At 37.0% G+C, this 24,995-nt stretch carries 45 protein-coding genes; 31 read left to right on the top strand and 14 right to left on the bottom strand.

Features of this window, described 5'->3' with window-relative positions; genetic code table 11:
• Window positions 1–65: 65 nt before the first annotated feature.
• From INP94_RS08275 to INP94_RS08225, 11 genes are all read right to left on the bottom strand, one after another.
• A complete protein-coding gene (locus tag INP94_RS08275; RefSeq protein WP_197543289.1) occupies window positions 66–914 on the bottom strand; it encodes a BRO-N domain-containing protein in 849 nt (282 codons plus the stop codon).
• Window positions 915–1,229: 315 nt separating this feature from the next.
• On the bottom strand, window positions 1,230–1,829 hold the full coding sequence (locus tag INP94_RS08270; RefSeq protein ID WP_197543288.1) for a DUF4236 domain-containing protein: 600 nt from the start codon (window positions 1,827–1,829) through the stop codon (window positions 1,230–1,232).
• A 156-nt stretch (window positions 1,830–1,985) separates the two neighbouring features.
• Window positions 1,986–2,354 (bottom strand): antiterminator Q family protein, encoded by a 369-nt coding sequence (locus tag INP94_RS08265; protein ID WP_197543287.1) that lies wholly within the window; start codon window positions 2,352–2,354, stop codon window positions 1,986–1,988.
• Complete coding sequence (locus tag INP94_RS08260; protein WP_197543286.1) at window positions 2,351–2,911, bottom strand: recombination protein NinG; 561 nt, start codon at window positions 2,909–2,911, stop codon at window positions 2,351–2,353. The genes INP94_RS08265 and INP94_RS08260 overlap by 4 nt, the downstream gene beginning before the upstream one ends.
• Before the next feature lie 164 nt (window positions 2,912–3,075).
• Complete coding sequence (locus INP94_RS08255) at window positions 3,076–3,300, bottom strand: hypothetical protein (RefSeq protein WP_197543285.1); 225 nt, start codon at window positions 3,298–3,300, stop codon at window positions 3,076–3,078.
• A gap of 3 nt (window positions 3,301–3,303) precedes the next feature.
• Window positions 3,304–3,723 carry a recombination protein NinB gene (locus INP94_RS08250; protein ID WP_232087393.1) on the bottom strand — a complete coding sequence of 140 codons (420 nt, stop codon included), beginning with the start codon at window positions 3,721–3,723 and terminating at the stop codon, window positions 3,304–3,306.
• The gene (locus tag INP94_RS08245; RefSeq protein WP_197543284.1) at window positions 3,713–4,249 is read right to left on the bottom strand and encodes a DNA N-6-adenine-methyltransferase; all 537 of its coding nucleotides are present in this window, start codon (window positions 4,247–4,249) and stop codon (window positions 3,713–3,715) included. The genes INP94_RS08250 and INP94_RS08245 overlap by 11 nt, the downstream gene beginning before the upstream one ends.
• Window positions 4,250–4,867: a replication protein P gene (locus INP94_RS08240; protein WP_197543283.1), complete on the bottom strand. Its 618-nt coding sequence runs from the start codon at window positions 4,865–4,867 to the stop codon at window positions 4,250–4,252.
• The gene (locus INP94_RS08235) at window positions 4,867–5,619 is read right to left on the bottom strand and encodes a replication protein (protein ID WP_197543282.1); all 753 of its coding nucleotides are present in this window, start codon (window positions 5,617–5,619) and stop codon (window positions 4,867–4,869) included. Before INP94_RS08235 ends, INP94_RS08240 begins: the two co-directional genes overlap by 1 nt.
• Window positions 5,619–6,302 (bottom strand): phage antirepressor KilAC domain-containing protein, encoded by a 684-nt coding sequence (locus INP94_RS08230; RefSeq protein WP_197543281.1) that lies wholly within the window; start codon window positions 6,300–6,302, stop codon window positions 5,619–5,621. The genes INP94_RS08235 and INP94_RS08230 overlap by 1 nt, the downstream gene beginning before the upstream one ends.
• Window positions 6,303–6,382: 80 nt before the next feature.
• Window positions 6,383–6,604 (bottom strand): transcriptional regulator, encoded by a 222-nt coding sequence (locus tag INP94_RS08225; protein WP_197543280.1) that lies wholly within the window; start codon window positions 6,602–6,604, stop codon window positions 6,383–6,385.
• A gap of 117 nt (window positions 6,605–6,721) precedes the next feature.
• On the opposite strand from INP94_RS08225, the gene INP94_RS08220 reads away from it, so the two are divergent.
• Both INP94_RS08220 and INP94_RS08215 read left to right on the top strand, forming a co-directional pair.
• Window positions 6,722–7,450 (top strand): XRE family transcriptional regulator, encoded by a 729-nt coding sequence (locus tag INP94_RS08220; RefSeq protein WP_232087392.1) that lies wholly within the window; start codon window positions 6,722–6,724, stop codon window positions 7,448–7,450.
• Between the two features lie 143 nt (window positions 7,451–7,593).
• The gene (locus tag INP94_RS08215) at window positions 7,594–8,418 is read left to right on the top strand and encodes an NYN domain-containing protein (protein WP_197543279.1); all 825 of its coding nucleotides are present in this window, start codon (window positions 7,594–7,596) and stop codon (window positions 8,416–8,418) included.
• Window positions 8,419–8,458: 40 nt separating this feature from the next.
• Here INP94_RS08215 and INP94_RS08210 read toward each other — a convergent pair whose 3' ends face one another.
• Window positions 8,459–8,626, bottom strand: a complete 168-nt coding sequence (locus INP94_RS08210) for a hypothetical protein (RefSeq protein ID WP_197543278.1) — start codon at window positions 8,624–8,626, stop codon at window positions 8,459–8,461.
• Between the two features lie 943 nt (window positions 8,627–9,569).
• On the opposite strand from INP94_RS08210, the gene INP94_RS08205 reads away from it, so the two are divergent.
• The 29 genes from INP94_RS08205 (at window position 9,570) to metE (ending at window position 23,268) form a co-directional block, all read left to right on the top strand.
• Complete coding sequence (locus INP94_RS08205) at window positions 9,570–9,938, top strand: hypothetical protein (protein ID WP_197543277.1); 369 nt, start codon at window positions 9,570–9,572, stop codon at window positions 9,936–9,938.
• Window positions 9,931–10,257 carry a hypothetical protein gene (locus INP94_RS08200; RefSeq protein ID WP_197543276.1) on the top strand — a complete coding sequence of 109 codons (327 nt, stop codon included), beginning with the start codon at window positions 9,931–9,933 and terminating at the stop codon, window positions 10,255–10,257. The genes INP94_RS08205 and INP94_RS08200 overlap by 8 nt, the downstream gene beginning before the upstream one ends.
• Before the next feature lie 337 nt (window positions 10,258–10,594).
• A complete protein-coding gene (locus tag INP94_RS08195; protein ID WP_197543275.1) occupies window positions 10,595–11,239 on the top strand; it encodes an antA/AntB antirepressor family protein in 645 nt (214 codons plus the stop codon).
• Between the two features lie 91 nt (window positions 11,240–11,330).
• On the top strand, window positions 11,331–11,591 hold the full coding sequence (locus INP94_RS08190) for a hypothetical protein (RefSeq protein WP_197543274.1): 261 nt from the start codon (window positions 11,331–11,333) through the stop codon (window positions 11,589–11,591).
• The gene (locus INP94_RS08185; RefSeq protein ID WP_197543273.1) at window positions 11,578–12,141 is read left to right on the top strand and encodes a hypothetical protein; all 564 of its coding nucleotides are present in this window, start codon (window positions 11,578–11,580) and stop codon (window positions 12,139–12,141) included. Before INP94_RS08190 ends, INP94_RS08185 begins: the two co-directional genes overlap by 14 nt.
• Window positions 12,101–12,451: a hypothetical protein gene (locus INP94_RS08180; RefSeq protein WP_197543272.1), complete on the top strand. Its 351-nt coding sequence runs from the start codon at window positions 12,101–12,103 to the stop codon at window positions 12,449–12,451. Before INP94_RS08185 ends, INP94_RS08180 begins: the two co-directional genes overlap by 41 nt.
• A complete protein-coding gene (locus INP94_RS08175; RefSeq protein WP_197543271.1) occupies window positions 12,429–12,593 on the top strand; it encodes a hypothetical protein in 165 nt (54 codons plus the stop codon). Before INP94_RS08180 ends, INP94_RS08175 begins: the two co-directional genes overlap by 23 nt.
• A gap of 9 nt (window positions 12,594–12,602) precedes the next feature.
• A complete protein-coding gene (locus tag INP94_RS08170; RefSeq protein ID WP_197543270.1) occupies window positions 12,603–13,253 on the top strand; it encodes a ribonuclease H-like domain-containing protein in 651 nt (216 codons plus the stop codon).
• 2 nt (window positions 13,254–13,255) lie between these two features.
• Complete coding sequence (locus tag INP94_RS08165; protein ID WP_197543269.1) at window positions 13,256–13,921, top strand: Sak single strand annealing protein; 666 nt, start codon at window positions 13,256–13,258, stop codon at window positions 13,919–13,921.
• Between the two features lie 9 nt (window positions 13,922–13,930).
• Window positions 13,931–14,359 carry a single-stranded DNA-binding protein gene (gene ssb, locus INP94_RS08160; RefSeq protein ID WP_197543268.1) on the top strand — a complete coding sequence of 143 codons (429 nt, stop codon included), beginning with the start codon at window positions 13,931–13,933 and terminating at the stop codon, window positions 14,357–14,359.
• Window positions 14,360–14,368: 9 nt separating this feature from the next.
• Window positions 14,369–14,557 carry a flagellar FlbD family protein gene (locus INP94_RS08155; protein ID WP_197543267.1) on the top strand — a complete coding sequence of 63 codons (189 nt, stop codon included), beginning with the start codon at window positions 14,369–14,371 and terminating at the stop codon, window positions 14,555–14,557.
• Window positions 14,558–14,580: 23 nt separating this feature from the next.
• Entirely contained in the window at window positions 14,581–14,709 is a 129-nt protein-coding gene (locus tag INP94_RS10890) for a hypothetical protein (protein WP_269475099.1), read from the top strand.
• 2 nt (window positions 14,710–14,711) lie between these two features.
• Window positions 14,712–15,026: a DUF6378 domain-containing protein gene (locus tag INP94_RS08150; RefSeq protein WP_197543266.1), complete on the top strand. Its 315-nt coding sequence runs from the start codon at window positions 14,712–14,714 to the stop codon at window positions 15,024–15,026.
• 63 nt (window positions 15,027–15,089) lie between these two features.
• Window positions 15,090–15,587 (top strand): TRM11 family methyltransferase, encoded by a 498-nt coding sequence (locus INP94_RS08145; protein WP_197543265.1) that lies wholly within the window; start codon window positions 15,090–15,092, stop codon window positions 15,585–15,587.
• Window positions 15,574–15,645 (top strand): HP1-YO09 family phage-derived protein, encoded by a 72-nt coding sequence (locus INP94_RS10940; protein WP_521697999.1) that lies wholly within the window; start codon window positions 15,574–15,576, stop codon window positions 15,643–15,645. Before INP94_RS08145 ends, INP94_RS10940 begins: the two co-directional genes overlap by 14 nt.
• A 20-nt stretch (window positions 15,646–15,665) precedes the next feature.
• Complete coding sequence (locus tag INP94_RS08140) at window positions 15,666–16,082, top strand: Y16D family protein (RefSeq protein ID WP_197543264.1); 417 nt, start codon at window positions 15,666–15,668, stop codon at window positions 16,080–16,082.
• 8 nt (window positions 16,083–16,090) lie between these two features.
• Complete coding sequence (locus INP94_RS08135; RefSeq protein WP_197543263.1) at window positions 16,091–16,360, top strand: hypothetical protein; 270 nt, start codon at window positions 16,091–16,093, stop codon at window positions 16,358–16,360.
• 2 nt (window positions 16,361–16,362) lie between these two features.
• Window positions 16,363–16,485, top strand: coding sequence for a hypothetical protein (locus INP94_RS10885; protein ID WP_269475098.1), 123 nt, complete (start codon window positions 16,363–16,365; stop codon window positions 16,483–16,485).
• Window position 16,486: 1 nt separating this feature from the next.
• Complete coding sequence (locus INP94_RS08130) at window positions 16,487–16,738, top strand: hypothetical protein (RefSeq protein ID WP_197543262.1); 252 nt, start codon at window positions 16,487–16,489, stop codon at window positions 16,736–16,738.
• A gap of 2 nt (window positions 16,739–16,740) precedes the next feature.
• Window positions 16,741–17,076 carry a DUF551 domain-containing protein gene (locus tag INP94_RS08125; RefSeq protein WP_197543261.1) on the top strand — a complete coding sequence of 112 codons (336 nt, stop codon included), beginning with the start codon at window positions 16,741–16,743 and terminating at the stop codon, window positions 17,074–17,076.
• A gap of 42 nt (window positions 17,077–17,118) precedes the next feature.
• Window positions 17,119–17,493, top strand: coding sequence for a hypothetical protein (locus INP94_RS08120; RefSeq protein ID WP_197543260.1), 375 nt, complete (start codon window positions 17,119–17,121; stop codon window positions 17,491–17,493).
• Window positions 17,494–17,772, top strand: a complete 279-nt coding sequence (locus INP94_RS08115; RefSeq protein ID WP_197543259.1) for a DUF551 domain-containing protein — start codon at window positions 17,494–17,496, stop codon at window positions 17,770–17,772.
• A 58-nt stretch (window positions 17,773–17,830) separates the two neighbouring features.
• Entirely contained in the window at window positions 17,831–18,106 is a 276-nt protein-coding gene (locus tag INP94_RS08110) for a hypothetical protein (protein ID WP_197543258.1), read from the top strand.
• A gap of 23 nt (window positions 18,107–18,129) precedes the next feature.
• On the top strand, window positions 18,130–18,405 hold the full coding sequence (locus tag INP94_RS08105; RefSeq protein WP_197543257.1) for a hypothetical protein: 276 nt from the start codon (window positions 18,130–18,132) through the stop codon (window positions 18,403–18,405).
• Window positions 18,406–18,626: 221 nt separating this feature from the next.
• On the top strand, window positions 18,627–19,556 hold the full coding sequence (gene ttcA, locus INP94_RS08100; protein WP_197543256.1) for a tRNA 2-thiocytidine(32) synthetase TtcA: 930 nt from the start codon (window positions 18,627–18,629) through the stop codon (window positions 19,554–19,556).
• A 1-nt stretch (window position 19,557) separates the two neighbouring features.
• Window positions 19,558–19,887 (top strand): TusE/DsrC/DsvC family sulfur relay protein, encoded by a 330-nt coding sequence (locus INP94_RS08095; protein WP_197543255.1) that lies wholly within the window; start codon window positions 19,558–19,560, stop codon window positions 19,885–19,887.
• A 200-nt stretch (window positions 19,888–20,087) separates the two neighbouring features.
• Window positions 20,088–20,297 (top strand): TOBE domain-containing protein, encoded by a 210-nt coding sequence (locus INP94_RS08090; protein ID WP_007525241.1) that lies wholly within the window; start codon window positions 20,088–20,090, stop codon window positions 20,295–20,297.
• 248 nt (window positions 20,298–20,545) lie between these two features.
• Complete coding sequence (locus tag INP94_RS08085; RefSeq protein ID WP_049365500.1) at window positions 20,546–20,806, top strand: SemiSWEET family transporter; 261 nt, start codon at window positions 20,546–20,548, stop codon at window positions 20,804–20,806.
• A gap of 188 nt (window positions 20,807–20,994) precedes the next feature.
• The gene (gene metE, locus INP94_RS08080) at window positions 20,995–23,268 is read left to right on the top strand and encodes a 5-methyltetrahydropteroyltriglutamate--homocysteine S-methyltransferase (RefSeq protein ID WP_197543254.1); all 2,274 of its coding nucleotides are present in this window, start codon (window positions 20,995–20,997) and stop codon (window positions 23,266–23,268) included.
• Window positions 23,269–23,355: 87 nt separating this feature from the next.
• On the opposite strand, the gene cdd is transcribed toward metE, so the two are convergent.
• Entirely contained in the window at window positions 23,356–24,231 is an 876-nt protein-coding gene (gene cdd / locus INP94_RS08075) for a cytidine deaminase (protein ID WP_197543253.1), read from the bottom strand.
• A 187-nt stretch (window positions 24,232–24,418) separates the two neighbouring features.
• The gene (locus INP94_RS08070; RefSeq protein ID WP_230845716.1) at window positions 24,419–24,952 is read right to left on the bottom strand and encodes a hypothetical protein; all 534 of its coding nucleotides are present in this window, start codon (window positions 24,950–24,952) and stop codon (window positions 24,419–24,421) included.
• Window positions 24,953–24,995: the final 43 nt, after the last annotated feature.

Genomic DNA, 24,995 nt, shown 5'->3' with positions numbered 1-24,995 from the left:
TTTTATTAATTATTTTTTCAAACTACACTATATTTCCAAAGTGCGGTCTTTTTTAAGTGTATATTCTACATTTCACAGCGTTGCTTTACTTGCGCTCTGCTGTTGTGTAGTAATTGGGTCTGCGGAAGACGCTCCAACAATTTTTTGATTATCGGTTGTGTGTCATGGATAACTTTATTACACCATCTTAAATTAAATTCAGGCGAACTATAAAGGTTGCCGTGAATGATTGGTTGTATTTTTCGCAACAAGAAACCGACACTATCAGAAAAGCGTGTAAATGCCATCCATGTATTAATCAAGTCTTTAAGTTCTCTCTCAGTTAAATTAAGGCTCATACTTGGTTCTTTCTTTTCCTCGATAATCAATTCACCCTCTAGCACGATTTTATGAATATACTCTACCGCTTGAGGTAATTGTTCTAATGTCAAATCTTCGATTGATTCCACATTAAAGCGTTGATGGATTAAATGATAGGCATCTGAATAAATTAATCCTTTCTTGCTTACCAACATGTTTACTGCATTTCGTAATCCTGTTCGTTGGTCTACTGTGGTTTTACTGTAAGAGCCAGTTTTTCGAATTTGCGGCAACACTTCGCTTGTTACCCATTTTCTAAAGCGGTGTGGTACAGATCCTTTTTTCACTGCGTCACGGCAACGAAGAATTAAAGTGTACATTCCGCTTTCGCTGATGATAGAAATACTTTGAGCGCCGTTTCCTGCCTGACTGTCGGTTAAACCGATAGTCGCCTTTTCATCATCATCTAGCTTTAATAAAGCATCGCTTACGTTAGATATTTTTAACGTGTCACAAACGTCCTTAGCAATAAACCAAGGCTCATTGTTAATAGCTAAAGTGCGGATAGAATTTGATTCAAAGTTGAATGTAGAGAGTTGAGATTGATTAGACATGGAATGTCTCCTTTTGGTGTTTCTTCGATATTGAGATTTACCCATATAGGGCGCCGAGCGGTTCGAAGGCTGCCAAAAGTCAGCTGGACGTATTCCCCTTGCGGGTATTGTATTAGTCACCCGCTCGGCATAGATGAAATTGGATTTGTGTGTGTTAAGTCTTAATGGCAATAAAACTAAACGAGATCACAAATTTTACGCACAAAAAAACCGCTATGCTTTCGGGTGCGGACTTCCGCTTTTGGTTTCAGGCTTCGACACCTTGAAACACAATATAAAGTAAAAACCACGTCTTGTAAACGGGGTTTTCGTTTTTTACGAATCTCTGGCATTATCTATAGCCTCAGAAAAACGCAGATAATTTATCTTTTTAACTTTGTTCCAACAAAATAATACATCAAGACACCACCAACACACACCTATCCCGACTGGTATAGTTATAATCTTTAATACTCCAAGAGTATAATCTTTCAAATAAAATCGATCTATTGCAATCCAACCTAAAAAGAATGACATCAAACCTACTTTTGACGGATGTATTAAATCTGCATTATTTATTACTAAACATCTCTGTTTTTGACTAAGAGAATTGAACCTATTCCTTAATTCGCCTAATTTTGATGACGGGAAAAAGTGCTTGAAATGCATGATGTTACTAAGTAAATGTTCAAAATAAATATCATCATTTGATAATGGCTCTATCTTTTTATCGGCACCAAATATTTTATATCTGTTATAGATACCAGTACCTGGAATACCAGCATTTAAGTGCGCCCCATTTTTCCCTACGTTTAAAGAAAACCCTTTGGGGCCAAGTGTAGTGCTAACACCACTTCGACTTAAATTTATTGTTACCCCAGGCGCAACCTTTATTCTCTTGCGAAACTTAAAACTGAAAGATTTTCTTTTTGTCATTTTGGTTCCTCTTTGGTTAAATAGAAACTCCTATTCTACGGACCCCAAAATATTTATGTAAGTTTTAAGCCAAATTTATTTCAACTTTGTGATCTACATCCCAAATTCAGGATGCCTTACCAAATTCTCAAATAAAAAAATCTATATAGATTTAATTTACCCCAAAAACATAAATTTAATTTGAGCTGCGACAAAAGCACCTTTTAAAAATCTAATTCCTTGCGCACGTTCTCGGTACATTTTGGCTGGGGATATATTAAGGGCGTTACAAATATCTTTCTCACTTACTTGTTGAATGTATAGAGCCATTAAAATTTGATACTGCAATAAATCATCATCATGCAGGTTCATTATTTGCTTTTCGATTTTTAAGCACTCATCATCTGTCAAGAACTTGACGTAAGCCTTTCTTGCTGCCGGCAGCACGGGGATTGAAATTGTCGTGCTTGGATATTCTGTTCCAATTCTGTCACGACCCCAGCAATTACCCCATTTTTCTAAAATTCGCTCAACGCTATAACTCATTCTTGGCTCCCGTCTAACTCTTTGATTTTGGCTTTGTAGTATTTAATGATTTCTTTGCAATCTTCGATTGTATATTTCTTTGGTTCGTGGTCCTGTCGCTCTAACCATTCAACTTTATCTACACCGATTTTTTTAACTAGATTAATTCGATATTCGATAATATTTCCGCTCTTATGATCATTACAGGGTGCGCACTGTTTATGGACATTCAATTCACAAAATCTTAGTTCTGGACAAGCTCCAACACTCCGATAATGCCCTGCGTGGTATTGCCCTTTGTGATACTTGCCGCAGCTTATACAAGGCTCGTCTTTGTCACGCAAACGAATGAATTTATTAAATACCGATTGAGCATCTTTCAACCATTCAGAACGACTTTTTAATTTAGCTTTACGCTCTCTTTTTTCTGCTCTTTCCTCTTTCTCTTTTTTCTTCCTTGCTTGCTCTTTTGAAAGAATAATCGCACATTTAGGTGAGCAGACTTTTTGCATTGAGCTTATTGTTTTGACAAAGTAACAACCGCATACTTTGCATTTGGTTTCCTTAGGCTTACTCATATCTACCACCATTTACCAGTGATTAAGATTGTCCCTATAACAACACAGGCATAAGCTATAATCAAAATCTTCAATTCTTTCTCATTCATCGTCCGCACCCTCAATAAAACAAATAATCACAAATACAACCACGAAAAGAACTACTGATAGGGCTATTTCTTCTCTCATTCGACTTTATCCTTAACATATTTGAGTTCGTAGTATTTCTTTTTAAATTTCAAAAGTTCACTACTTAAAGTTTTTTCATTTGAAAAATCAGCACAAATAACAATACCCATAATGAAAGATAAAGTACTCAAGAGCGAAGATAACCACCCAAGCGTGCTATTTGATAAATATCCAATAGCAAGACACCCGATGATGATTAAAATAAAAATTAACGTTCTCATAGCTTAAAACTCCCATTTGTCATTAAACTTAACACCGTTCTCAATGCCCCAAGCGGTTGTGTATTCGATTAAGCTTGCCATTCTCTTAACACCCATTTTTGAGGTCCTCTCTCGAACGTTTACCAATTCACCCTCAATGCCAGTGACTAGCTTGTATGGCTGTTTTGTTGCGATGGTATGCCCGCTCACCAATAAATTTTTCCATCCGTATAAATCGTATTTGTCGCCTTGCCATAACGCCTGATTTGATATATCACCAAGCATTGCATGAAATTTATCGTTCTGTTCCATTGAGCGGGTTTTTACCCTTATCTCCACAACAAGGGGATCTGATTCGCTTATTGGCAATTGGCGGATAGTGTCGATCACTCGATTTCTTACTGCCTCATTGACTAAATACATCCGAGGGTAATTATGCTCCATCGTAACCACCTACTTTCTTGATAAAATCAAGGCTAATTGAACGCGTGACAAAATCTTCCATTGTTGGATCAAACACTACAACCATTTGCCCTTTTGAGTTGCCTTTGATTTCCTTGCTGGTTATCGGGTGAATAAACGCAATTCGACCACCTGTAATATCAATCACTTCATTAGCCACGCCTTGAATGTGGTTTTGATACCATTGCGTTGATTTATCGTTATTGAGCAGCATAACAACGGTATGCCCTGAATCTCTTAACTCCTTAGCTCTAACAATAAACGGAGTCACATTTGAATAAGGCGGATTGACATATATTGCAGCCTTTCCAAATGCGATTGATTCAAGCTGGTTGATATTGAAGTCTAAAAAATCCTCAAAAATGCCACCTTTTCCAATGTAGAAAGTGGATAAATTGTTTTCATAGTTAGCGCATCCATCAACAACAAAGCTAAAACGAGAATCTAACCAATTAAACACGTATTTAGGCGTTTGCCATGTATCTTTATCAAATTTTTGCTCTGTCATTTACGCAATCCCCATAATCTCTTTGATTTTCGCTAAACCGTTTTTTGATACTTCCGGCGGAATAACTTTTGGCTTTTTCTCTAGCAACTCTGGAATTTGTGGGAACTCAAATCCAGTGCGAGCCTTTTCAACTACTTCGGCAAGGATTTTCGGCATAGCCTTTTGGCAATCTTCCCATTTCTTTTTGCCGTAACCGTCATAGATTGTTTTTAACAAGTAATACTCTGCTCTTGAGCGGAACTTGAAATTGTGTGGCTCTTTCGCATAACCAAAGTATTTTTGAAGTCTAGCCTCTAACTCTTCCAGCGTTGGCAATCCTAATTCGTGGTTGTTGTAGTTGTTACACCAAGAAATAAATTCGCCTACACTTGGCAAATATCCGTTTGTTTTAGCTCTTGCGGCAGCCATTCCACGCTTAACCTGTTCAAACGTTTTAATACCATTCTCGGCAAAGCCTAAAATCCATTGTTGTTTAAGAATTTTTAATTGTTCAGGTTGAACCGTTAAGAGCGTTGGGCAAGATGCGATCAGTTGCTCGAAAACTCTGTCAATTAACTTCTCTGCGATAACTGGAGCTTGTTTTGTTGTAGTTTGGTTTAGTGTTGTTACTTGGCTCATTAGAAAACTCCTTCCCAATCTTCTTCACGATTCCACGGCTGCGCATTCTTTTCGGTAAATGTCATTTTTTGCGGTTGTCGATGGATGACTCCACCGCCTCGCCAATCCCATTCGGATTTAAATCCACGCCAATTACGCTCGATGGATATTGTGATTGCCTCGGCAAGAGGTATTCCAGCTTTGTCCGCCTCACGCTGAAAGCCTTTCAGTGCTGTTCCAGTAATTGGTGCTTTACAGGCCTTGCGATGGATCATGAAGTCATCAGCAAGTTGCCCAGTGATTCCAAAATCAGCAAGCAATTCCAAAACACTTTTTTTGGTATTTTTTTTACTTGTATTTTGTATAGTGTTTTTATTGTTATTTTGTGTGTGAACTTTTTTCACCAGATCTGATGAACTTTTTTCACCAGTTTGTGAAAAATTTTCACCAGTTTCATCTGATGAACTTTTTTCACCAGTTTGTGAAATCTCAAATGATTTCACTGAATAGGTATTCAATTTGCGTTCACCGCCTGAGCGCTCAAGCAATCCCATTTCAACAAGTGATTCGCAAGCAGTTATAACAGAGCGATTACTCAACCCTGTCACTTCCATAAATTGACCGATAGAAATGCTATCAATTTCCTTATTCCAGCCTTTTGTTTTTCTAACCACAAGTAAGTAACATTTCAATTCCGCACCTGTTAAATCGGCCAGTAATTCATCTACGACCGAGTTAGGTAATTGGAATGAATTAACGATAAAATCACTCATTACATCAACTCCGAAGCATAACGAGATGCGATATATTCAATTCCTTTACTGGTAACTCGTGTTTGAGTGTAATTGTGGCCGTATTCTGTTGTGCCAGTTTTCACATCAAACAAGCCTTTGACGTGGTATTTTTGGTAAGGTAACAAGTTTCCAGACTGTCTAAACAAAAGCCCATCACCAACGAGGCAATCAATCATTGCTCTTTCAGGGACTTTTAGGATTTTCGCTGTTTCACGAAGTGATTTAGTTGTACCAGCCTCTACATAACGTTGAACAAATTCCACTTTAGGGCGTTGCTGTTCAAGCAGTAGATTTTGTCTTTCGATTTGCTCCGCTTGATCTGCTGCCAATCTCAAAGCCTCTGACAATGTTTGAGGGATTTGCGGCATTTGTTGATTTTCTAACTCTTGCCAACGGTCAACTAATCGAGCTGTGAATTCTGGTGATAATTGAGCTACCACAACATAGGTATCACGTTTAATTAATTGGTATTCTGTGACAACTTGACCTAGATGATTTTTAACTTCCACCATTGGTGTAAGTTGAATTAATCCCTTGTCTTGTAAGCGTTCAATGGTTCTTTTAACTGAATCGTGTCGAGATTCAACTAAATCTGCAATCTCTCTACTGCTCATTGTCAAAACACTTGAATTTTTGTTCATAATCGGTAATAATTTATTCATCTTTTGATGTCCTCCGACTGATAAAGGTTTACATACGACTTAATCAAAGCCTCTGTTACAGCAGAGGCTTTTTTTGTCGCCTAATTTCTGGTAAATACCTGTTTAATCGCTTTGCTTGGAATGATTTCCCAAGGCTTAACCTCAAACTCTGTTGCAAGCACGATAAGTGCTAATTTTTCCGCTGATGGTTGAGTTTTATTATTCAACCAATAAGAAACTGCCATTTGCGTAACACCGCATTTTTTAGCAAGCTCTTTCTGCCCATTGCATTTTTTAATAGCTTTTAAAATTCCTTTATTCATAATAAACCTTGCTTTATTAAACTTTATAGGCATAATAAACGAAACTTTATTAAATGTAAAGTTTTATTTTCTTGTCTTTATAAAGAAAACTTTTACAATCTATTTAGAGGTGAACTTATGAACACACTAGATACACTAGGCAAACGAATTGCCTACGTTATGGATTTAAAAGGAATTTCAAGACAGCTTATGGCTGAAAGATTAGCCACTTCAACAATGGCTATTGGAAACATTATTAATGACAAGGTGTTAAAACCACGTAACCTCACAGAAATTGCCGAATTTCTTGGTGTTGATTACAAATGGCTTAGAGATGGAGGAAATTTTGAAGATGCTGTTATGACAGATCCAAATACAATCCAATCAGAGCTACAAGGCGATCTGATCAGTGGTGAATTCGGTGTTTTGCATAAACATAGAATAGATTATTACGATGTGAGAGCGGCAGCAGGATTAACAGGCTTTGAGAACTCAGATTATCCAGAGATTATTTCGAGCCTATACTTAACAGACGAGGGAATGGCACAGCTAGTCGGTAAAAAGTCATCAGACGGTATTTGTCTAGTTAATGTACCAACCGATAGTATGGAGCCGACCATAAGAAAAGGCGATATTGTGTTTTTAGACACAAAAGTAAATGCTTATAGTGGCGATGGTATTTATGCTTTTGCCATTGACGGTGCGTTATTTATCAAACGTATTCAAAAGATGATCGGAGGCGGTTATCGTATGATTTCTGACAATGAAATATATCCACCAGAACAGATAAGCGATGATGTGTGTGAAAATGCTCAATTCATTGGTAGATTTATCCGCACTATCCATATTGAGGCTGTAAACCTCTAACCACTGTTAAAATTTAAATAAATCACTTGACAGTATTTTATTAACTAACGATAATAAATAGGAATTAAGACGGAACCCATAGCAACTCTCAGACCACTTTTAATATCTGTACGGTTGTTATGGGTTTTTACTTATTATAACGTATGAAAAGAACAGCAATTCTAATTGATGGCGGTTTTTTCTTTTCTAGGGTCGCATTTTTTGCTAGGAAATACTTTAGAAATACAGCCATAACAGCAGACAACCTAATCGACTTAATGTGGGGTATGGTTAGATTCCACACGGAGATTGAGAGAGGTAACCATTCAAGCAGAGAGACGCAAGAACTCTACCGCATCTATTACTACGACAGCCCTCCGCTAGACAAGCAAGTCAAATATCCACTGCCAGAAAAAGGGCAAACTACTCCGAGAGATAAAAATTTCAAAAGTGACCCACTTAACAAACTTCGTTCAGACTTCCATTTAAAACTTAAAGGAAATAGAAAAACAGCGTTAAGAATGGGAAGATTGCAGGATTCCGGCTGGAAATTAAATGAGAATACATTAATCGCCTTAAGGAGAGGAACTAAGAAATGGGAAGATTTAACCAATAACGATTGGTATTATGATATTACTCAAAAATCTGTTGATGTAAAATTAGGAATGGATATAACCATTCTTTCCTATGAAAAGCTAGTTGATGTAATCATTTTAATTGCTGGTGATTCCGACTTCGTTCCAGCAGCCAAACAAGCAAGAATAAAAGGCGTGGACTTTATTCTAAACCCACTCAAAAACAATATATCACCAGATTTAGCCGAGCATATAGACGGGATTCAATCGTTTAGCATTGGAGTAGGTTTAGCTGAGGTGTTAAAGGTTGAACCTGATGGTGATCCTGACTGGTGGAGGGAATACAAAGCAAAAGTGTTAGCAAGAAAAGAGAGAAGAAATCAAAACCCAAGAAGAAAGAAATCTCGCCAATAACCAACTATCAAAAAAAAACCGCCATCAAGGCGGTTTTCTTTTATGAGTTAAAGCACTTAATTAAATCCTCAAGCACTGCTCTCTCCTCTTTGTTTGCAATGATAACATCCAATCTATCATCTACTCTAGATACAATCTCATCAATACCTAAGTCATTAATCAAGTCACAATTTAGCGAGATTAACCACAACTTAAACTTTTCTTTCATAACATTCCTCCTTTCCTCATTAATCATACCTTAAGTAAAAGTGCGGTCTATTTTGGCTATTAATTTTTTCGATACAGATCGCAAAAACGATAAAAAATCGAGAAAAAACCGCATTACAACCAAAAAATCAACATTAAACCGCTCAAAAATTAGCCAATCAGTAAAAATTCTTCAAGATTTCTTTCTGTTTAAAATCAATATTTTATAAAGTTTGCTTTATTTTGTAGTCTAAAAAATAAGCAATCAATCAACTTTAATTTAAATAAAACTTTACAATAAATAAAGATATGTTTATAATGCACCCATCAAAACGAGATACACATAAACAAATATCTCAGCGCTCTTTAAAAATTAGATTACAAGAAGTTTACTCATAACGGCATTATGCGGTCGTGTAGATTAAAAGCCCTACCCTACATAATGAGAGTAAACGGAATACCCACTGAAAGATGAGACCAGTGAAAAACTGACAGTTACAGAAAGTCAATTCGCAGTGGGGAAATATCTCAAAGCACATTTGAAGTACAGAGACACAACGGCAAGTGAAACTGTTGCGAATGATAGAGAGAAGTGTGCTTTGAAATGGCTCTTTGTTTCGTTGGTTGTGGGAACTGACACCCTATACACAGATATAGAATTAGTTAATGCTAACTTTGGAAAATGACACTGGGTTCAAATCCCGAAAGAGCCTCCATCTCAATCCGCTTTCAAATAGCGAATTAAGCTCAATCTTCTTGAATAATTGATTGAACGAGAGCGGATTTAGTTGGAAACAGCGTTTTTCATAATAAAAAAAATCTCCTTTAGATTGGTTAGCCCCTAGCTGCTTTCACACTTTGGCACTAGGGGATTTTTTTACCATACGAGGTGAAGTTGAATAAGTAAAATAAGGGAATATATGGTAAACTATTTTCTAAGATTAGTTCAGTTATGGAGAAATTTTGTGAATCAATTATTTGCTAGATTTAGCAATGTTGAGGGAATGAATGCAAGATCAAATGCCATTGTAAGTTTGTTATGGTTATGCTTTCTTACATTTTGCTCCACTATTACCTATGGTATTTGGGGAGAAAAAGAATTTGTACTGTATTTCTTGCTTTCATTTTTAACTATTGAAATATTAGCTATTATTGGTGCATTTTGGTATTTTGCAGTAAAAAATCCTGATTGTTTACGTTCTGAAACATTTACGTTATCTAAATTAGCCATTGAAAAAGGGCAAATCGGAGATACTACAAGTGGGTTAATAAATCAAAGCCAAGCTAGAATTATTGATACTGAAAGCGTAGTTAAGGATGGCGAGAATGACTAAAAAGAAATTTGTACTTTTCATTGACGATAATTTTTCTGTTGAAGAAAGAGATAAAATCACAAACCACTTTAAAGGTAAGTATGCCTATTGGCATTGGATTAGCAATGTTTGGTTATTATCTACGTCTAAAGACGGTGTAACAACTGAAAGTATACGAGATGAAGTAAAAGATTTAGTCAATAGAGGTACTATCCTTGTAATCAACGCCTCTGATTCCCAAGGTTGGTCGGGTTTCGGACAAAAGAAAAAGTTTGAATGGATGCATTCAACGTGGAGTAAAAAACCTGAATCATTTCCTGAAAATGAAACTCCTCTTTAAATTGTCAGCCCCGAAAAAAATCGGGGCTTTTTATTGACACCGCCCTTACTTAGGATTAAGATGCTCTAACTTTCAACAGAAAGTCGGGAATTGGCGTTCCTGAATTGATTAGGGCGATGAAAAAGACAGTCGCTCAAAAGCGACTTTTTTTATAGCCGTAAAACAGCAAATCTACCTTTTGCTAAAATTTTAGTAAAAGCCCAATGATGAACTGTTTGAGAGATCGAAAGATCGCCGTTTACTCTAATCAACGGTACGCCAATCTTGAACAGTTCATCACCAACAAATTGGCGTTTGTTCGTGATGATTTCTAAAACTTTGATTAGAGAATCACAAAATGACAAACTCAAACTTAATTCCTGTTTTTAACGGTTTAATTCAAAATCAACCTGTTCAACTTTGCAACGCTCGTGAACTTCACTCATTTCTAGAAATACAAACTCGTTACAATGATTGGGTTAAAAACCGCATCAACGAATATGGGTTTATCCAAGATGAAGACTACCTCGTCATCACCGAACGCACCAACGGACGCCCACGCAAGGAATATCACATCACCCTCGATATGGGCAAAGAACTCGGTATGGTCGAAAGAAACGAACGAGGCAGACAAATCCGCAAATACTTTATCGAATGCGAACGTAGAGCAAGCCAACCAAAACAAATCGCATTGCCAGAACCCGAAAATAAATTCACCTTTGAATTTACCGAGTACGAATTACAACAACTTGCCTGGTTATGGTTTGCTTTCAAACGTGGTGTAGGCACATTCCAACATATCGAAAAAGCCTTTAACGTTTTAGGCTCAAATATGAGTTCTCAAATCTACGGACAGGCTTACGAATATTTAAGCGTTCTACGCTCAACCAATCAAATCTTAAATCGCATCACCAATGATTTTGATATCGACCAAATGACAAATTGGCGTGTATTAAAACACTTGCGAGACTTTAATCCAAAAGCCGTAAAAATCGACTTTTAAAATAACGAAGAATCCGACCGCACTTTTGAAAAATCGTGTGGCGGATTTTTACACCTAAAATTAACCAAATTGATTAAAAAGGAAACAAAAAATGGAAAAATTTACTGATGTATTCGCAGAAATTACACGCCCTTTAGCAAAGATTGCCTGTGCGATTTTTATCGCCTTCCTGATTGGTGGAATCTCCTATTGTTTTGCAAGCGAGCCAACAGCATTAGAGCGTGAACAAGCACGCATACAGTGGATTGCAGAACACGGACAATCCCAACCAAATCTTACAGAGCCAGCCAAACAAGAGGCTCTAGCTTATACAGAACAAAAACAAAAGGAATTAGACGATGCCAAGAATTAGATATGAATCAGAAGTCAATATAACCGAAACGAAAGACGGTTTTTTTATCGCAAGTCTAATCATTAATGGAGTGATTAACCACTCCACATATCCGCAACGTTCACAAAAAAACGCAATCTTGTTGATTAATCGACAAATTGAGCGTTTTAACGCTATGAATGAAGTCAGATTGCCGCTATACGGGCAGAAACAAAGAAAGCCTAAAGGTACTAGCGACAAAATGAAAAAGGCTGGCAGAACTCGAATGATGAAGTCTTGGGTTAAGTCTTTGGAGTTGTTTAAAGATTACACCAAGCAAAGATTAAACCAGCCGGAAGATGAAAGACAGGTGTATTTCTCAAGCGCTGATTTACATCGCCAATTTAAGTTTTACCTATATACAAAACAAAGCGTAGTTCACAGTGGGCTGCTTGCACCGCCTAAAGACATAGTGTGGCAAGGTCGCAGAGCTTTAATTTCTACGTTTGACGAATTGACAGAATACTTTGGAAAAATTGAGGTGCTGATAAATGAGCATAATAGCGGATTGGGAACGCCAAGAATTCAATAAATGGGATAGACAGTGCAGCAAAGAAGATGACTACAATCGAGCGATAGAAATGGAAATAGAGGCTATTAAAGAAAATATCTCTAACTGTGATGATGATGTTATATGTTCTTTTAGAGAGAAGATGCTTGATTATTGTGAGGTTATCAACGCCTTTGATGATGATACATTTAATGATGATGAATTTATAAAGGCGATTGCACTTGGCACTGACTACGAAGAAATGCGGATTAAAATCTTGACTGCTATGGCAGAAGATAGATTGGAACAAATGGAAAAGGATTATAGAAATGGATACATCCTTAATGATTAATCGCAGAGATAAAGATACCGATAATAAAATCGGGCAAGAACGAAAGTTAAACGTATTACGTTACTGGTTAACAAGTGGCTCAATAGATCCTCAAAGAGCAAAAGAAATCATTGAGCTTTATTACAAAGAAATGCCATTTTAGGTGAACAAAATGAAAATCTATATAGACATTGAAACAATTCCAACACAAAGCAAAGAGCATCAAGATTTTGTGTGTGAAAACCTTAAGCCGCCTGCTAATTATAAGAACGAGGAAACGATTAACAAATGGCTAGAAGAAAACAAAGAGTTTGCAGTTAATAAGACCTCTCTTGACGGTGCGTTCGGTGAAGTTGTGGTGATTAGTACGGCCATTAACGATGATGAAGTGGTTACATTTTATCGCAACGATTGGCAAGTCAAAGACCGTGAGAAAGACATTCTGACACGGTTTAATAACTGGCTAAAAGAACAAGCGAACAGATGTAAAACCGTTCCAGTATTTATCGGGCATAACGTAACGAGTTTTGATGGATTGTTTTTGTGGCAACGCTGCATCATTAATGGCGTGAAACCATATTACAAAATGGATAAACGAAACACTTACGACACGATGTGGGAATGGTGCGGATATAACCGAGAATCTAAACCTAGTCTTAATAAGCTATGTCAAGTGCTTAATATTGAGCAGAAAGGCGATATTGATGGTTCTAAGGTATGGCAAGCAGTACAAGACGGTCGCATTGATGAAGTCGCTGAATATTGCTCAAAAGATGTTGAGCGAGTGCGAGCGATTTATAAACGAATGAATTTTGAGGTGTAGAAATGGCAGAAAAGAAACAATCTCTACAGCGTAGAGCGTGGGATTTGCTAAGTAAAATCAACGTAAACGACAAAACGGAAACGAAAGGATCTGGGAAATTTGCTCTAACTTACCTCTCTTGGGCTTGGGCTTGGGGTGTGCTTATGGAGTATTTTCCTGAAAGCATTTACGAAATACATCAAGATAAAATTCTTCCAGATGACTCTGTAATGGTATCGGTAACGCTAACGATTAAGGATGGTGATGAGCAATTTAGTCGCTTTATGTGGTTGCCTGTAATGGATCACTTAAATAGATCTATCAAAAACCCAACCGCTACGGATATTAACAAGGCGACTATGCGATGCCTTGCGAAAGCTATTGCGATGTGTGGACTTGGTCATTACATCTATGCCGGCGAAGATTTACCAGTAGATGACGAAACCCCAAAGACAAAATCACAAGAACACTCTCAAAAATCAACCCAGCAGAATGTGAATTCTGCTCCATGTGAGCATTATCACGATGATGTTGAGAATTTAAGAAAGAGACTTCTTGGAAAGACAAAAGAACAAATTGAAAGCGAACAGCTTTACGATAAATCAATAAATTGGTTGAAAGAAAACAACCCTGATTTAATTGATGAGTATAACCTGATGTTTAACGACTTCTTAGGAAATTTACTATAAGGAAACAAAATGAGCGTAAATAAATGCCTTTTTATCGGCAACCTAACCGCAGACCCTGAAATCAGAACAATGCCTAACGGTGAGCAAGTGGCTAACTTTACCATCGCACTTAACGAGCGATACAAAGCGAAAGACGGAAACATTGTAGAAAATGTTGAATACGTTCGCATTGTACTCTACCGCAGATTAGCTGAAATCGCAGGTCAATATCTACATAAAGGCTCTCAAGTCTATATTGAGGGGCGATTAAAAACCCGTAAATGGCAAGATAGCAACGGACAAGACCGTTACACAACAGAAATTCAAGGCGATAACTTGCAGATGTTAGGCGGTCGCCAAGATGAGCAAAAACAAGCGAAAACAAGTAAAGCTAAACCAGAGCCATTAAGTGCGATGGCTGAACACAGTGATAGCCTTGACGATGGAATTCCATTCTAGGAGTGAGTTATGAGCAAATTTATAAAATTGACAAATTTTAGAGCTGGTGATGGTGATTTAATTGTAAATGTAGATTTAATTAGAACTGTAACATCATCACACAATGACTGCTCAATTGTTAAGTTTTCTGACGAGCATAATGTGGTAGTAAAAGAAACTCCAGAACGTATTTTAAAAATGATTGAGGCCGCCAAATAAGGCGGTTTTCTTTTAGGTGAATTATGAACAAAGAAACAGAACACGAATTAGCGGAATTATACGAAAAAGAGCGGAGTTTAGAAAAGGCTCTTGAATTGGTGCGTGAGAAAATCCGTGAGTTAATTAATTACACAGATAAGAACAAGGTATAGAAATGACAACAGAAGATGTTCTGAATGAGCGAAGAAATACGCACGGGGATTTCATTCAAGGCTCTGTTACGTTTAATGCGTTAATGGAGCTTATCAATAAAAATCGCAAAAACATTGATGGAGTGCAGTATTACGCTTTGACAATGATTGCTGGAAAATTAGTGAGAATCCTTAACGGTAATTCACACGAAACAGACCATTGGCAAGACATTATTGGTTACGCAACACTTGGTGGGCGATTGGAATTAGCTGAAAGCCTCGATAATACAAGTGAGCCTTTGGTTGATATTTTACCAGTGGTAAATCTTAAGCAGTAAATCAATATTTAACAAATCCAATAGGCGTTCCAAGTGAGCGCCTTTTGTTTTAAAGGATATAAGATGAAACCAATTTTAGATGCTTGCTGCGGCGGGAGAATGTTTTACTTTGATAAGAGTAATCCGAATGTGCTTTTTGCAGATATAAGAAAACAAAAACTAAGTTTTAAGGATCGTGACAAAATTAGACATTTAGAAGTATCGCCTGACGTGATCCATGACTTCACTGATATGCCATACCCTGATAAATCTTTCAAGTGCGTTATATTCGACCCGCCACACTTAATACAAGGCGGTGACAATTCCTGGCTAGTAAAGAAATATGGACGATTAGATAAAGATTGGCAAAATCAGTTATTAAAAGGCTTTCAGGAATGTATGAGGGTGTTAGATGATTATGGCACTCTTATTTTTAAGTGGAATGAAACACAAGTACCAGTTAGCGAGATTATTTCGCTCTTTGGTGAAACGCCAATAATCGGGCATAAATCGGGAAAAGCGAACAATACGCATTGGATGTTATTCATGAAAATTGAGGAGAAAGAAAATGAAAAAATTTAACTTAGAGAAAGCTTTAAATGGCGAGCCAGTGATGCTTAGAAATGGATTGATTTTATGAAAAGTATGATGGAGTAAGTGATGGATATTATTAATTTAATTAAACAGCAAACGCCTGAAGAAAGACAGGCATTATTCAACGAATTTATTAAACTTTTAAACCAAAAAAGAGAATACGTTGATATTCCTGAGCGTATTGTATGCTCCGTCTGCCAAGTGTTTGTAGATGAAAGAGATGGTACAAATGAAGATGGCAGTGAAATTATCCATGAAGTATATGGATTAAGACACTATGATCCATTCATGCGTAAGCAGATTAAGGAACTGGAAAAACAATACAAGTATGCTCTTTTAGATTGGGAACAAGGATTCTTAACTAATAAAGGACGTTTTGTTAATCGCATAGAGGCGATGGAAATTGCCAAAGAGCAAGGGCAAGTCATACGGTTATCTGGCTCGCCTAATACTGATATTTTATTTTCAGAAGATTTATATTAGGAGTAAGTATGATAAATGAAGAGACTGAGGCTTGGCGCAAGTACCGTCAAGATAAAGCAAATAAACGGCTAAAAAATTTAGAATACAGCACCAATCTACTCAAAGAAAAAGGAATTCAGTTTGAATCGCATAATTTTGGCAAGCAGTTAGTCATTCTATGCGTTGATCCTAAAATAGATTTTTATCCATCAACAGGATTATGGATTGAGCGCACAACTCGTTATAAGAACAGAGGCATTCGCAGTCTTTTGGCGCATATAAATAACAAAAAGGAGTAAACATGAAAGGATTTACAGAATGGCTAATCTATTTATTGACTAGCGCTTTTGTCATTGCGATGGCTGGGGCTGGAATAGGATTATTTTTAGGTGTAGCGTGGAAAGCGTTTTGCTGGGTGGTGTGATATGGGAAAAGTAAAAATAACCAAATTATTTTGTGATAGATGTGGCAATGAAATTATGCCATTAAGTAATGATAACACTGAATATTTAATGACAAATTTATATGTCAAAAAGAATTGGGGTGCAATAGGTGTGAGTGGAAATGCCGGAGGTATTGACGAAAAACAAATTGACCTATGCAAAGAATGCACTTGTAAGCTAAATCATTTTTTGTCTAGCCCTGATGTTGCAGAAACATCTACAACAAGGGGGTAAACATGACTGCACCATCTTTAGCCTATCAAGATGCAATGAATGGCATTGCTATTTTATATGATGCATTATCTAATGCGGAAAACGAGTTAGATAAATTAAAAAACGCTTGGATTAAATGTAGCAACAAAGCGCCAAAAGTAGGGCAAAAAATTATTTTTTTAAATGATGAATCAGGAGATGTCGATGTTGGTATAGTCAAAAGAATTGAAATAGAGCCTAATCACCATGATGTATTCGCACTGACTTTTAAATATGCTGTTGTTACGAACAAAGGCGGTGAATATATTGGAATAGCCACCCATTGGCAACCACTTCCAGCACCGCCGAATGATGAATAATTAATAACCGCCCTTTATGGGCGGTTTTTTATTGGAGTAAATATGCAGAAAAAAATTATTCAATGGTTAGCTGATGATGTCGATGTTGGGCTGAGTAGTAAATGTATGGCATTTGTGATTGGTTTTGATGTGATACCAAGATGTAAAAGTTATCCGCTTGATCCGAGCGATTTATCTCGTTGCGTGAAGTTATTAGAACGAGTACCGAAAATGCGAGATTATCTTTATAAGATGAAAGAGATTTCCCCAATTTGGGCAAAACTGGTGGAACATTGGGATGAGTTAGAGCGTTTACTCAACGAAGAAAAAGGTTCCGGCAGATGTCCTAAAACATATCAATTAATGAAAAAACTTACTGAGGATGATCATAATGTTGTATTTCGTCACGGTGGGTTTTCCATCCGAATGGAGGAATAAATGAGCGAAAACAATGGATGGATTAAATGTAGTGATAGATTGCCTAATGTAATGCCGAATATAGAAGTTGAGGATAGCAATCCTAATTTATTGTTGTGTTGCAAACATGATTACGGCGCTCTTACTATTGAACGAGGCTGGTATTCTGATTTAGTGGAAGAGGATCAGCCTAAATTTTTTACGATGTGGATAAATAGCGAGCATACATCTTATGATTTTAGAACAGACAACCAAGAAGTAACCCACTGGATGCCATTACCTGAATTACCAAAAGACTAAAAATAGATAATCTATAACCGCTCTTTATGGGCGGTTTTTATTTTAAAAGGAAATAAGCATGGAAAAGAAAGAAATCATTGAAAAGCTAGAAAAACACGGGTTCGAATTTAACCTTGATTGGGGTCCAACTCTTGGTTTCAAAAGCGACAAAGACAAAGCATCAATTATGTATAGCAAGCATAGCGGTGCTGATATATTGTCCATATCTTTTAATGGTCAAGCTAATGAAAAAAAAGCTAGAGCGTTTGTTAAACAAATATTCCCTACCGCTAAATACATACATCAAGGTGTTGTATTAAGTGCTAGTTATTTCAGTATTGAACCTCTCAATTAATAATAGCTATTATTGGAGCTTTTATGGATAAAATACAACTATCAGATAAAGCAGAGAAAGAAATGTCAGAGGCTATTAAGGTTATGGCTGTATCGGCTTTTACCGAGAAAAGTCAAAACTTAATTCCTCTTGATTATGTGGCAGCTCTCGTTGGTTGCCAATATCAACATACTGCAAACTTTATCGTTAAGCAACCTAGCTTTCCAAAAGGTGTGAGATTGAAGGAAAAATCACACCCTAGATGGATAGCTGGCGAGGTTATCCGTTGGTGCAGGATTAACGCTAAACGCATCAAATAACCTTTCAAATTTCCCACCATTGGCACTTTTCTCTTATATGGTATAATACTCAAAACAAGGATATTTTTACCAATCCTTTTTAGAGCAATTACGCCAAAATTACGCCAAAAGTTAAAAATCTCTTTCAAAATCAATACAGAAAGAAACTGACCCTAGGCACCACAGAATTTATAAGCTCTGAAGTTGATTCAGGGCTTTTTTATTAGCTAAAGTAAATAAATATGACAGAACAAAACCAAGATAAAAAACAGACTTATAATTTCAATAAACTACAAAAACGTCTTCGCCGTAATGTAGGTAATGCAATTGCTGATTTCGGTATGATTGAAGATGGCGATAAAGTGATGGTTTGTCTTTCTGGTGGCAAAGACAGCTATACACTGCTTGATATTTTATTAAATTTACAACAAAGCGCACCGATTAAATTTGATATCGTTGCAGTTAATTTAGACCAAAAGCAACCAGGTTTTCCCGAGCATGTTTTACCTGAATATCTGCAAAGTATTGGTGTGGATTATAAAATCGTTGAAGAAAATACTTATGGTATCGTAAAAGAGAAAATTCCAGAAGGCAAAACAACGTGTTCTCTCTGCTCTCGTCTACGCCGTGGTATTTTATACCGTACGGCAACTGAACTTGGCGCAACAAAAATTGCACTTGGACACCATCGCGATGACATGATGGCTACCCTGTTTCTGAATATGTTCTACGGTGGGAAACTAAAATCTATGCCACCGAAATTAATTTCAGATGACGGCAAGCAAATCGTGATTCGTCCATTGGCTTATTGTAAAGAAAAAGATATTGAAAAATATGCCGTAGCCAAAGAATTCCCAATTATCCCTTGTAATTTATGTGGTTCTCAACCTAATTTACAACGTCAAGTGGTGAAAGAAATGTTGAATACTTGGGACCGTCAATATCCAGGACGCTTAGAAACCATGTTTAGCGCGATGCAAAACATTACGTTGTCACACTTATGTGACCCAAAACTCTTCGATTTCAAAGGCATTAAACATGGCCAATCACTTGATGGCATTGAAGGAGATACTGCATTTGATGAAGAACGCATCGAACCAATGAAATTTGATGATGAAGATACGTCTGACTACTCCGATAACGAAATGATCAGCTTTAAAGAAGTGAATTAATATGATTACCATACAAGGAAAACAAATCGAAACCGACGCCTTTGGCTATTTACTTAATATTGCTGATTGGAATGAGGATGTAGCAAAACACATCGCTCAGCTAGAAGGTGTAGAACTGACCGAAGCTCACTGGGAAGTAATTTATTTTGTGCGTGATTTTTACCAAGAATATAACACCTCCCCTGCGATTAGAATGCTGGTAAAAGCCATGTCAGAAAAATTAGGTGTGGATAAAGGTAATAGCCGCTATTTGCAACGACTCTTCCCTGACGGACCAGCTAAGCAAGCAACCAAACTGGCAGGCCTGCCAAAACCAGCTAAATGCTTATAAAATAACGTAACCACACGATAAAGTGCGGTTATTTTTTTACTTAAATTCTAGTCAAATGGATTAATTACACTTACGCGTTAAGCAAAGAAAATGCCGAGCAAATCTTAAAAGGTTTATCACCTATTAAGTAGTATTTTCAACTTATATATTTACCTATATAATACCTACTCTTTTTTAACTCAAACATAAGGAAATGCTTAATGAAAATTAGTGCAAGAAACCAACTTAAAGGTACTGTAAAATCAATCGAAACTGGTTCTGTGAACGCAATCGTACACATTGATATCGGTAACGGTAACGTAATTTCTTCTACCATCTCTATCGATGCAGTAAAAGAATTAGGTTTAGCAGTTGGTAAAGAAGCATATGCGATTATCAAAGCAACTTCTGTAATGGTTGGTGTTGAATAATCTCAACTGAACTGTTCAGAATTCTCTATAACCGCGCTTTAAAGTGCGGTTATTTTTTTGTCTTTTTTCTCCCAATTCTCTTCATACTCTCCTCAAAATGCATTTTATCCTTAACTAAAATGAAATAATCTTTATGCAATTTCTTTATTTATTGACTTTTAATTAAATATATTATAAAATATACATGTATTATCAATTTTTAGTTAATAATCTAATTTAGAATTATTTTGTTAAACTTAGGAGAGCAAATGACAAACCAACGTTTTATTACCATTTTAGGCTATGTCGCAACATTTACTTCAGTTTGTATGTATGTTTCTTACTTGCAACAAATTGGTCTAAATTTATCAGGTCAAAAAGGTGGCTGGTTACAGCCTTTTGCTACGACAATCAACTGTAGTTTATGGGTAGCTTATGGCTTGTTGAAAGAAAAACGCGATCTGCCTATTTCATTAGCAAATGCGCCTGGTGTCGTACTTGGCTTGATTACTTTCGTTACCGCCTTATAACACTATAAAACCTCATATAAAAAAAACCGCACTTTTTAAAAATCTTAAAGTGCGGTCTTTTTATTTATTAATTTAATTCATTTAAAAGCTGAAAATTATGAAGTTGTGTAATCTTCTTTTCTATTGCATTCTATAAATGAACAGACGTTTAGACGTCTAAACCAAACAAAACAATAGAAGGATTAATTATGACAACATTTCATTTAGCTGGATTTCCGCGCGTAGGCGCAAAGCGTGAACTTAAATTTGCTCAAGAGCGTTACTGGCGTGGCGAAATTGCGGAAGCGGATTTATTAGATATTGCAAAAAGATTACGTGAACTTAACTGGCAACACCAAGCCAAGGCAAATGCTGATTTTGTCGCGGTGGCTGATTTCACACTTTACGATCACATTTTAGATTTACAAGTAGCAACAGGTGCAATTCCTGCTCGCTTTGGTTTCGATAACCAAAATTTAACACTCGATCAATATTTCCAATTAGCGCGTGGTAATAAAACCCAATTTGCGATTGAAATGACAAAATGGTTTGATACCAACTACCACTATCTTGTACCAGAATTCCATAAAGAAACACAATTTAAAGCAAATCCAACACATTATGTGACACAAATTCGTGAAGCTAAAGCGCTTGGATATCAAGTGAAACCAACAATCGTTGGGCCACTCACTTTCCTTTGGTTAGGTAAAGAAAAAGGCACTGCATTTAATCGCTTTGATTTATTAGCACAACTCGTGCCGGTTTATGTTGAAATCTTAAATACGTTAGCTGAAGAAGGTGTTGAATACATTCAAATTGATGAACCAGCTCTCACCTTAGATTTACCGGTAGAATGGATTGCGGCTTATAAAGCGGTTTACGCCACTTTTGCTGAACAAGTGAAAGCGAAATTATTGCTTGCGACTTATTTTGGTTCTGTGGCAGAACATGCTGATTTGTTAAAAGCCTTACCTGTAGCAGGTTTGCACATCGATTTAGTGCGCGCACCAGAACAACTTGCAGCCTTTGCAGATTATGACAAAATCTTATCTGTGGGTATCATTGATGGCCGTAATATTTGGCGTGCAAACTTGAATCAAGTGTTAGATGTGGTTGAGCCATTAAAAGCGAAATTAGGTGATCGTTTATGGATTGCGCCAAGCTGCTCTCTCCTCCATACACCTTATGATTTAGAGGTTGAAACGCAACTCCAAGCAAATAAGCCAGAGCTTTATCAATGGTTGGCTTTCACGTTACAAAAAATTCAAGAATTACGCATTATTAAGACCGCACTAGAACAAGGCCGTGAAGCTGTTCAAGCCGAATTAGAGGCTTCTCAAGTAGCTGCGGATGCACGTAAAAACTCGCGTGAAATTCACCGCACTTGTGTGGCAGAACGTTTAGCAAACTTACCGGAAAATGCCGACCAACGTAAATCGCCATTTGCGGAACGTATTAAATTACAAAATGCGTGGTTAAATTTACCACTTCTACCAACGACGAATATTGGTTCTTTCCCACAAACGACAGCCATTCGTCATGCTCGTGCAGCCTTCAAAAAAGGCGAACTCAGCTTAGCTGATTACGAAGCAGCAATGAAAAAAGAAATTGAATTCGTTGTACGTGAGCAAGAAAAATTAGACTTAGATGTATTGGTACATGGCGAAGCAGAACGTAACGACATGGTGGAATATTTCGGTGAATTACTCGATGGTTTTGCGTTCACCAAATTCGGTTGGGTACAAAGTTACGGTTCACGTTGCGTGAAACCGCCTGTAATTTACGGTGATGTCACTCGTCCTGAACCAATGACGGTACGTTGGTCGCAATATGCCCAAAGCCTTACCAATAAAGTGATGAAAGGCATGCTGACAGGTCCGGTGACGATCTTACAATGGTCTTTCGTGCGTAACGATATTTCTCGTGAAACGGTCTGTAAACAAATTGCGGTGGCACTTTCTGATGAAGTGTTAGATTTAGAAAAAGCAGGTATCAAAGTGATTCAAATTGATGAGCCGGCTATTCGTGAAGGTTTACCGTTAAAACGTGCTGATTGGGATGCTTATTTGAAATGGGCGGGCGAAGCCTTCCGTTTAAGCTCAATGGGTTGCCAAGATGATACCCAAATTCATACGCACATGTGTTATTCCGAATTTAACGACATTCTACCGGCTATTGCAGCCTTAGATGCCGATGTCATTACTATCGAGACCTCGCGTTCTGACATGGAATTACTCAGCGCATTTGGTGATTTCAAATACCCGAATGATATTGGCCCAGGTGTATATGATATTCACAGTCCACGCGTACCTGCAGCAGAAGAAATTGAACATCTTCTTCGCAAAGCATTACAAGTGGTACCGAAAGAACGTTTATGGGTAAACCCAGACTGTGGATTAAAAACGCGCGGTTGGCCAGAAACGATTGCTGCACTAAAAGTGATGGTTGATGTTACGAAAAAATTACGTGCTGAATTAGCATAAAATCAGTAAAAAGAAGGGCGAACATGAGAGATTATCTCTGTTCGCCCTTTCTTTTAGTCCAAAAACTAATTCATTTTTGACCGCACTTTACAGGCTAATATATTCTATTTTAACCTTGCAAAGGCTCTTCAATAACTGCTCTGCCATTTTGCGGTGACTTAAACGCAACGGTTTCTCTGCAAATACCACTCGCTCAATTTTTGATACATCCAGTTGATTTAAGTAAGCAAAATTAATCGCTGTTTGCATAGCAGGTAGGCTTGGGTTGAATGCCGCATTTTCTGCATATCGACCACAAATCATTTCCCCATTTTTAAATAAAATGCCTACACCATGAGGGCTGTTAGAATAAGGTGAATGTGCTCGGTTTGCCCCTAAAATGGCTTTATTTGCCACTTCATCTTCCGTCGTCAAAGTGAAACCTTGTTCTTCTTTGTTTAATAGAAGCAAATCAACACCTAAATCTTTCGGGCCAAAGCTATCGGGTAAATATTGAGGAAGTGGATTATTTTGGCTATGTGGCAAATGGATTTTCAAATCTTCCGCTTGATAAAGCTCATTCATAAATTGACGGCAGTGACCGCAAGGCGTGTAATTCACCACGATATCCGTGATGCGAGATTCATTACGTAACCATGCATGGCTAATCGCACTTTGTTCAGCATGGATGGTTTGAGCCATGCTACTACCCTTAAATTCTTGATTCGCACCAAAGTAAAAATCACCACTTTCACCAATCGCAATCGCTCCAACATGAAATTCTGAAATGGGTGTGTGGCTATAGCAAGCCGCTACGGGCAAAAGCGCCAAACCTAATTGAACAGGCGTAAGCTTAAATTCATCACAAATTGACCGCACTTTTTCAGCCGGTAAAAAACCTTTCCATTCTTGTTCTTCTAATGCAGAAAGAATTACATTTGAAAGTGGTGAATCGGCTAATGCTTGTTGAATTTTTTGTTGCATGTTAAATCTCCTTATTTTTATATGCCTATTCTATGCTATTTGATAAAAAACCTAAACTCTAAAAGACTTTTGGAGTATGTTTCTAACCTTTCACTAACGCTTTAATACCTAAAATAAGCAAAAAAATAACCGCACTTTAAAAGTGCGGTTATCAATTAATAATTCTGTAGAAGATACTTCTCGATTATTATAGTGCTGCAGCATCGTTTTTATCTTTAGCTTTTTTATTTTCTGAACTACGCTTTTTGTAGTTTTCCATAAGTTCATTACGAATATAATTTAGATGAACTTTAAAATGCCCCATATGCGGTGCACTCAATGTAATTTCGGTATCACCATCTTTAAAGGTTGCAATCTGATCACCTACAAATGGAGTTTCTTTTTTTACCAGTTTATATTTATTATTTAAAATACCGTAAATATGGGAAAATCTTCCATGATTCATAGGATCTGATTCTACTAAAGTTGAAAGCACAGCAACTAGCACACCTTGCTTATCAAAAATAACCTCTGCTGATTTTAAACCATCAAAATCAATTTCTTTAGTATCAATATAGTATTGATTACCATCGGTATAAATATTAACTCCATTTAAAGTTGTAGAGTACATCTCTTTTACTTCAGACTCTGTTGTTTTTCCTAATTCCATTTTAAAAACAGTTGGATCAGCAAAAACTGGCGCACTTAAAGATGCTAATAGTAAAAAAGCTAATTTTTTCATAATTAATATTCCATAATTTAAGAAACAATGTTGACTAATTGTA

Source organism: Haemophilus parainfluenzae (assembly GCF_014931395.1).
Lineage (GTDB): Bacteria > Pseudomonadota > Gammaproteobacteria > Enterobacterales > Pasteurellaceae > Haemophilus_D.
The sequence above is the reverse complement of the archived record's forward strand: the minus strand, read 5'-3'. Positions and strand labels throughout refer to the sequence as shown.

Coding starts and splice junctions, on each gene's coding strand:
- INP94_RS08275 (WP_197543289.1), bottom strand. CDS start 914: ATGTCTAATCAATCTCAACTCTCTACATTCAACTTTGAATCAAATTCT.
- INP94_RS08270 (WP_197543288.1), bottom strand. CDS start 1,829: ATGACAAAAAGAAAATCTTTCAGTTTTAAGTTTCGCAAGAGAATAAAG.
- INP94_RS08265 (WP_197543287.1), bottom strand. CDS start 2,354: ATGAGTTATAGCGTTGAGCGAATTTTAGAAAAATGGGGTAATTGCTGG.
- INP94_RS08260 (WP_197543286.1), bottom strand. CDS start 2,911: ATGAGTAAGCCTAAGGAAACCAAATGCAAAGTATGCGGTTGTTACTTT.
- INP94_RS08255 (WP_197543285.1), bottom strand. CDS start 3,300: ATGAGAACGTTAATTTTTATTTTAATCATCATCGGGTGTCTTGCTATT.
- INP94_RS08250 (WP_232087393.1), bottom strand. CDS start 3,723: ATGGAGCATAATTACCCTCGGATGTATTTAGTCAATGAGGCAGTAAGA.
- INP94_RS08245 (WP_197543284.1), bottom strand. CDS start 4,249: ATGACAGAGCAAAAATTTGATAAAGATACATGGCAAACGCCTAAATAC.
- INP94_RS08240 (WP_197543283.1), bottom strand. CDS start 4,867: ATGAGCCAAGTAACAACACTAAACCAAACTACAACAAAACAAGCTCCA.
- INP94_RS08235 (WP_197543282.1), bottom strand. CDS start 5,619: ATGAGTGATTTTATCGTTAATTCATTCCAATTACCTAACTCGGTCGTA.
- INP94_RS08230 (WP_197543281.1), bottom strand. CDS start 6,302: ATGAATAAATTATTACCGATTATGAACAAAAATTCAAGTGTTTTGACA.
- INP94_RS08225 (WP_197543280.1), bottom strand. CDS start 6,604: ATGAATAAAGGAATTTTAAAAGCTATTAAAAAATGCAATGGGCAGAAA.
- INP94_RS08220 (WP_232087392.1), top strand. CDS start 6,722: ATGAACACACTAGATACACTAGGCAAACGAATTGCCTACGTTATGGAT.
- INP94_RS08215 (WP_197543279.1), top strand. CDS start 7,594: ATGAAAAGAACAGCAATTCTAATTGATGGCGGTTTTTTCTTTTCTAGG.
- INP94_RS08210 (WP_197543278.1), bottom strand. CDS start 8,626: ATGAAAGAAAAGTTTAAGTTGTGGTTAATCTCGCTAAATTGTGACTTG.
- INP94_RS08200 (WP_197543276.1), top strand. CDS start 9,931: ATGACTAAAAAGAAATTTGTACTTTTCATTGACGATAATTTTTCTGTT.
- INP94_RS08195 (WP_197543275.1), top strand. CDS start 10,595: ATGACAAACTCAAACTTAATTCCTGTTTTTAACGGTTTAATTCAAAAT.
- INP94_RS08190 (WP_197543274.1), top strand. CDS start 11,331: ATGGAAAAATTTACTGATGTATTCGCAGAAATTACACGCCCTTTAGCA.
- INP94_RS08185 (WP_197543273.1), top strand. CDS start 11,578: ATGCCAAGAATTAGATATGAATCAGAAGTCAATATAACCGAAACGAAA.
- INP94_RS08180 (WP_197543272.1), top strand. CDS start 12,101: ATGAGCATAATAGCGGATTGGGAACGCCAAGAATTCAATAAATGGGAT.
- INP94_RS08175 (WP_197543271.1), top strand. CDS start 12,429: ATGGATACATCCTTAATGATTAATCGCAGAGATAAAGATACCGATAAT.
- INP94_RS08170 (WP_197543270.1), top strand. CDS start 12,603: ATGAAAATCTATATAGACATTGAAACAATTCCAACACAAAGCAAAGAG.
- INP94_RS08165 (WP_197543269.1), top strand. CDS start 13,256: ATGGCAGAAAAGAAACAATCTCTACAGCGTAGAGCGTGGGATTTGCTA.
- ssb (WP_197543268.1), top strand. CDS start 13,931: ATGAGCGTAAATAAATGCCTTTTTATCGGCAACCTAACCGCAGACCCT.
- INP94_RS08155 (WP_197543267.1), top strand. CDS start 14,369: ATGAGCAAATTTATAAAATTGACAAATTTTAGAGCTGGTGATGGTGAT.
- INP94_RS10890 (WP_269475099.1), top strand. CDS start 14,581: ATGAACAAAGAAACAGAACACGAATTAGCGGAATTATACGAAAAAGAG.
- INP94_RS08150 (WP_197543266.1), top strand. CDS start 14,712: ATGACAACAGAAGATGTTCTGAATGAGCGAAGAAATACGCACGGGGAT.
- INP94_RS08145 (WP_197543265.1), top strand. CDS start 15,090: ATGAAACCAATTTTAGATGCTTGCTGCGGCGGGAGAATGTTTTACTTT.
- INP94_RS08140 (WP_197543264.1), top strand. CDS start 15,666: ATGGATATTATTAATTTAATTAAACAGCAAACGCCTGAAGAAAGACAG.
- INP94_RS08135 (WP_197543263.1), top strand. CDS start 16,091: ATGATAAATGAAGAGACTGAGGCTTGGCGCAAGTACCGTCAAGATAAA.
- INP94_RS10885 (WP_269475098.1), top strand. CDS start 16,363: ATGAAAGGATTTACAGAATGGCTAATCTATTTATTGACTAGCGCTTTT.
- INP94_RS08130 (WP_197543262.1), top strand. CDS start 16,487: ATGGGAAAAGTAAAAATAACCAAATTATTTTGTGATAGATGTGGCAAT.
- INP94_RS08125 (WP_197543261.1), top strand. CDS start 16,741: ATGACTGCACCATCTTTAGCCTATCAAGATGCAATGAATGGCATTGCT.
- INP94_RS08120 (WP_197543260.1), top strand. CDS start 17,119: ATGCAGAAAAAAATTATTCAATGGTTAGCTGATGATGTCGATGTTGGG.
- INP94_RS08115 (WP_197543259.1), top strand. CDS start 17,494: ATGAGCGAAAACAATGGATGGATTAAATGTAGTGATAGATTGCCTAAT.
- INP94_RS08110 (WP_197543258.1), top strand. CDS start 17,831: ATGGAAAAGAAAGAAATCATTGAAAAGCTAGAAAAACACGGGTTCGAA.
- INP94_RS08105 (WP_197543257.1), top strand. CDS start 18,130: ATGGATAAAATACAACTATCAGATAAAGCAGAGAAAGAAATGTCAGAG.
- ttcA (WP_197543256.1), top strand. CDS start 18,627: ATGACAGAACAAAACCAAGATAAAAAACAGACTTATAATTTCAATAAA.
- INP94_RS08095 (WP_197543255.1), top strand. CDS start 19,558: ATGATTACCATACAAGGAAAACAAATCGAAACCGACGCCTTTGGCTAT.
- INP94_RS08090 (WP_007525241.1), top strand. CDS start 20,088: ATGAAAATTAGTGCAAGAAACCAACTTAAAGGTACTGTAAAATCAATC.
- INP94_RS08085 (WP_049365500.1), top strand. CDS start 20,546: ATGACAAACCAACGTTTTATTACCATTTTAGGCTATGTCGCAACATTT.
- metE (WP_197543254.1), top strand. CDS start 20,995: ATGACAACATTTCATTTAGCTGGATTTCCGCGCGTAGGCGCAAAGCGT.
- cdd (WP_197543253.1), bottom strand. CDS start 24,231: ATGCAACAAAAAATTCAACAAGCATTAGCCGATTCACCACTTTCAAAT.
- INP94_RS08070 (WP_230845716.1), bottom strand. CDS start 24,952: ATGAAAAAATTAGCTTTTTTACTATTAGCATCTTTAAGTGCGCCAGTT.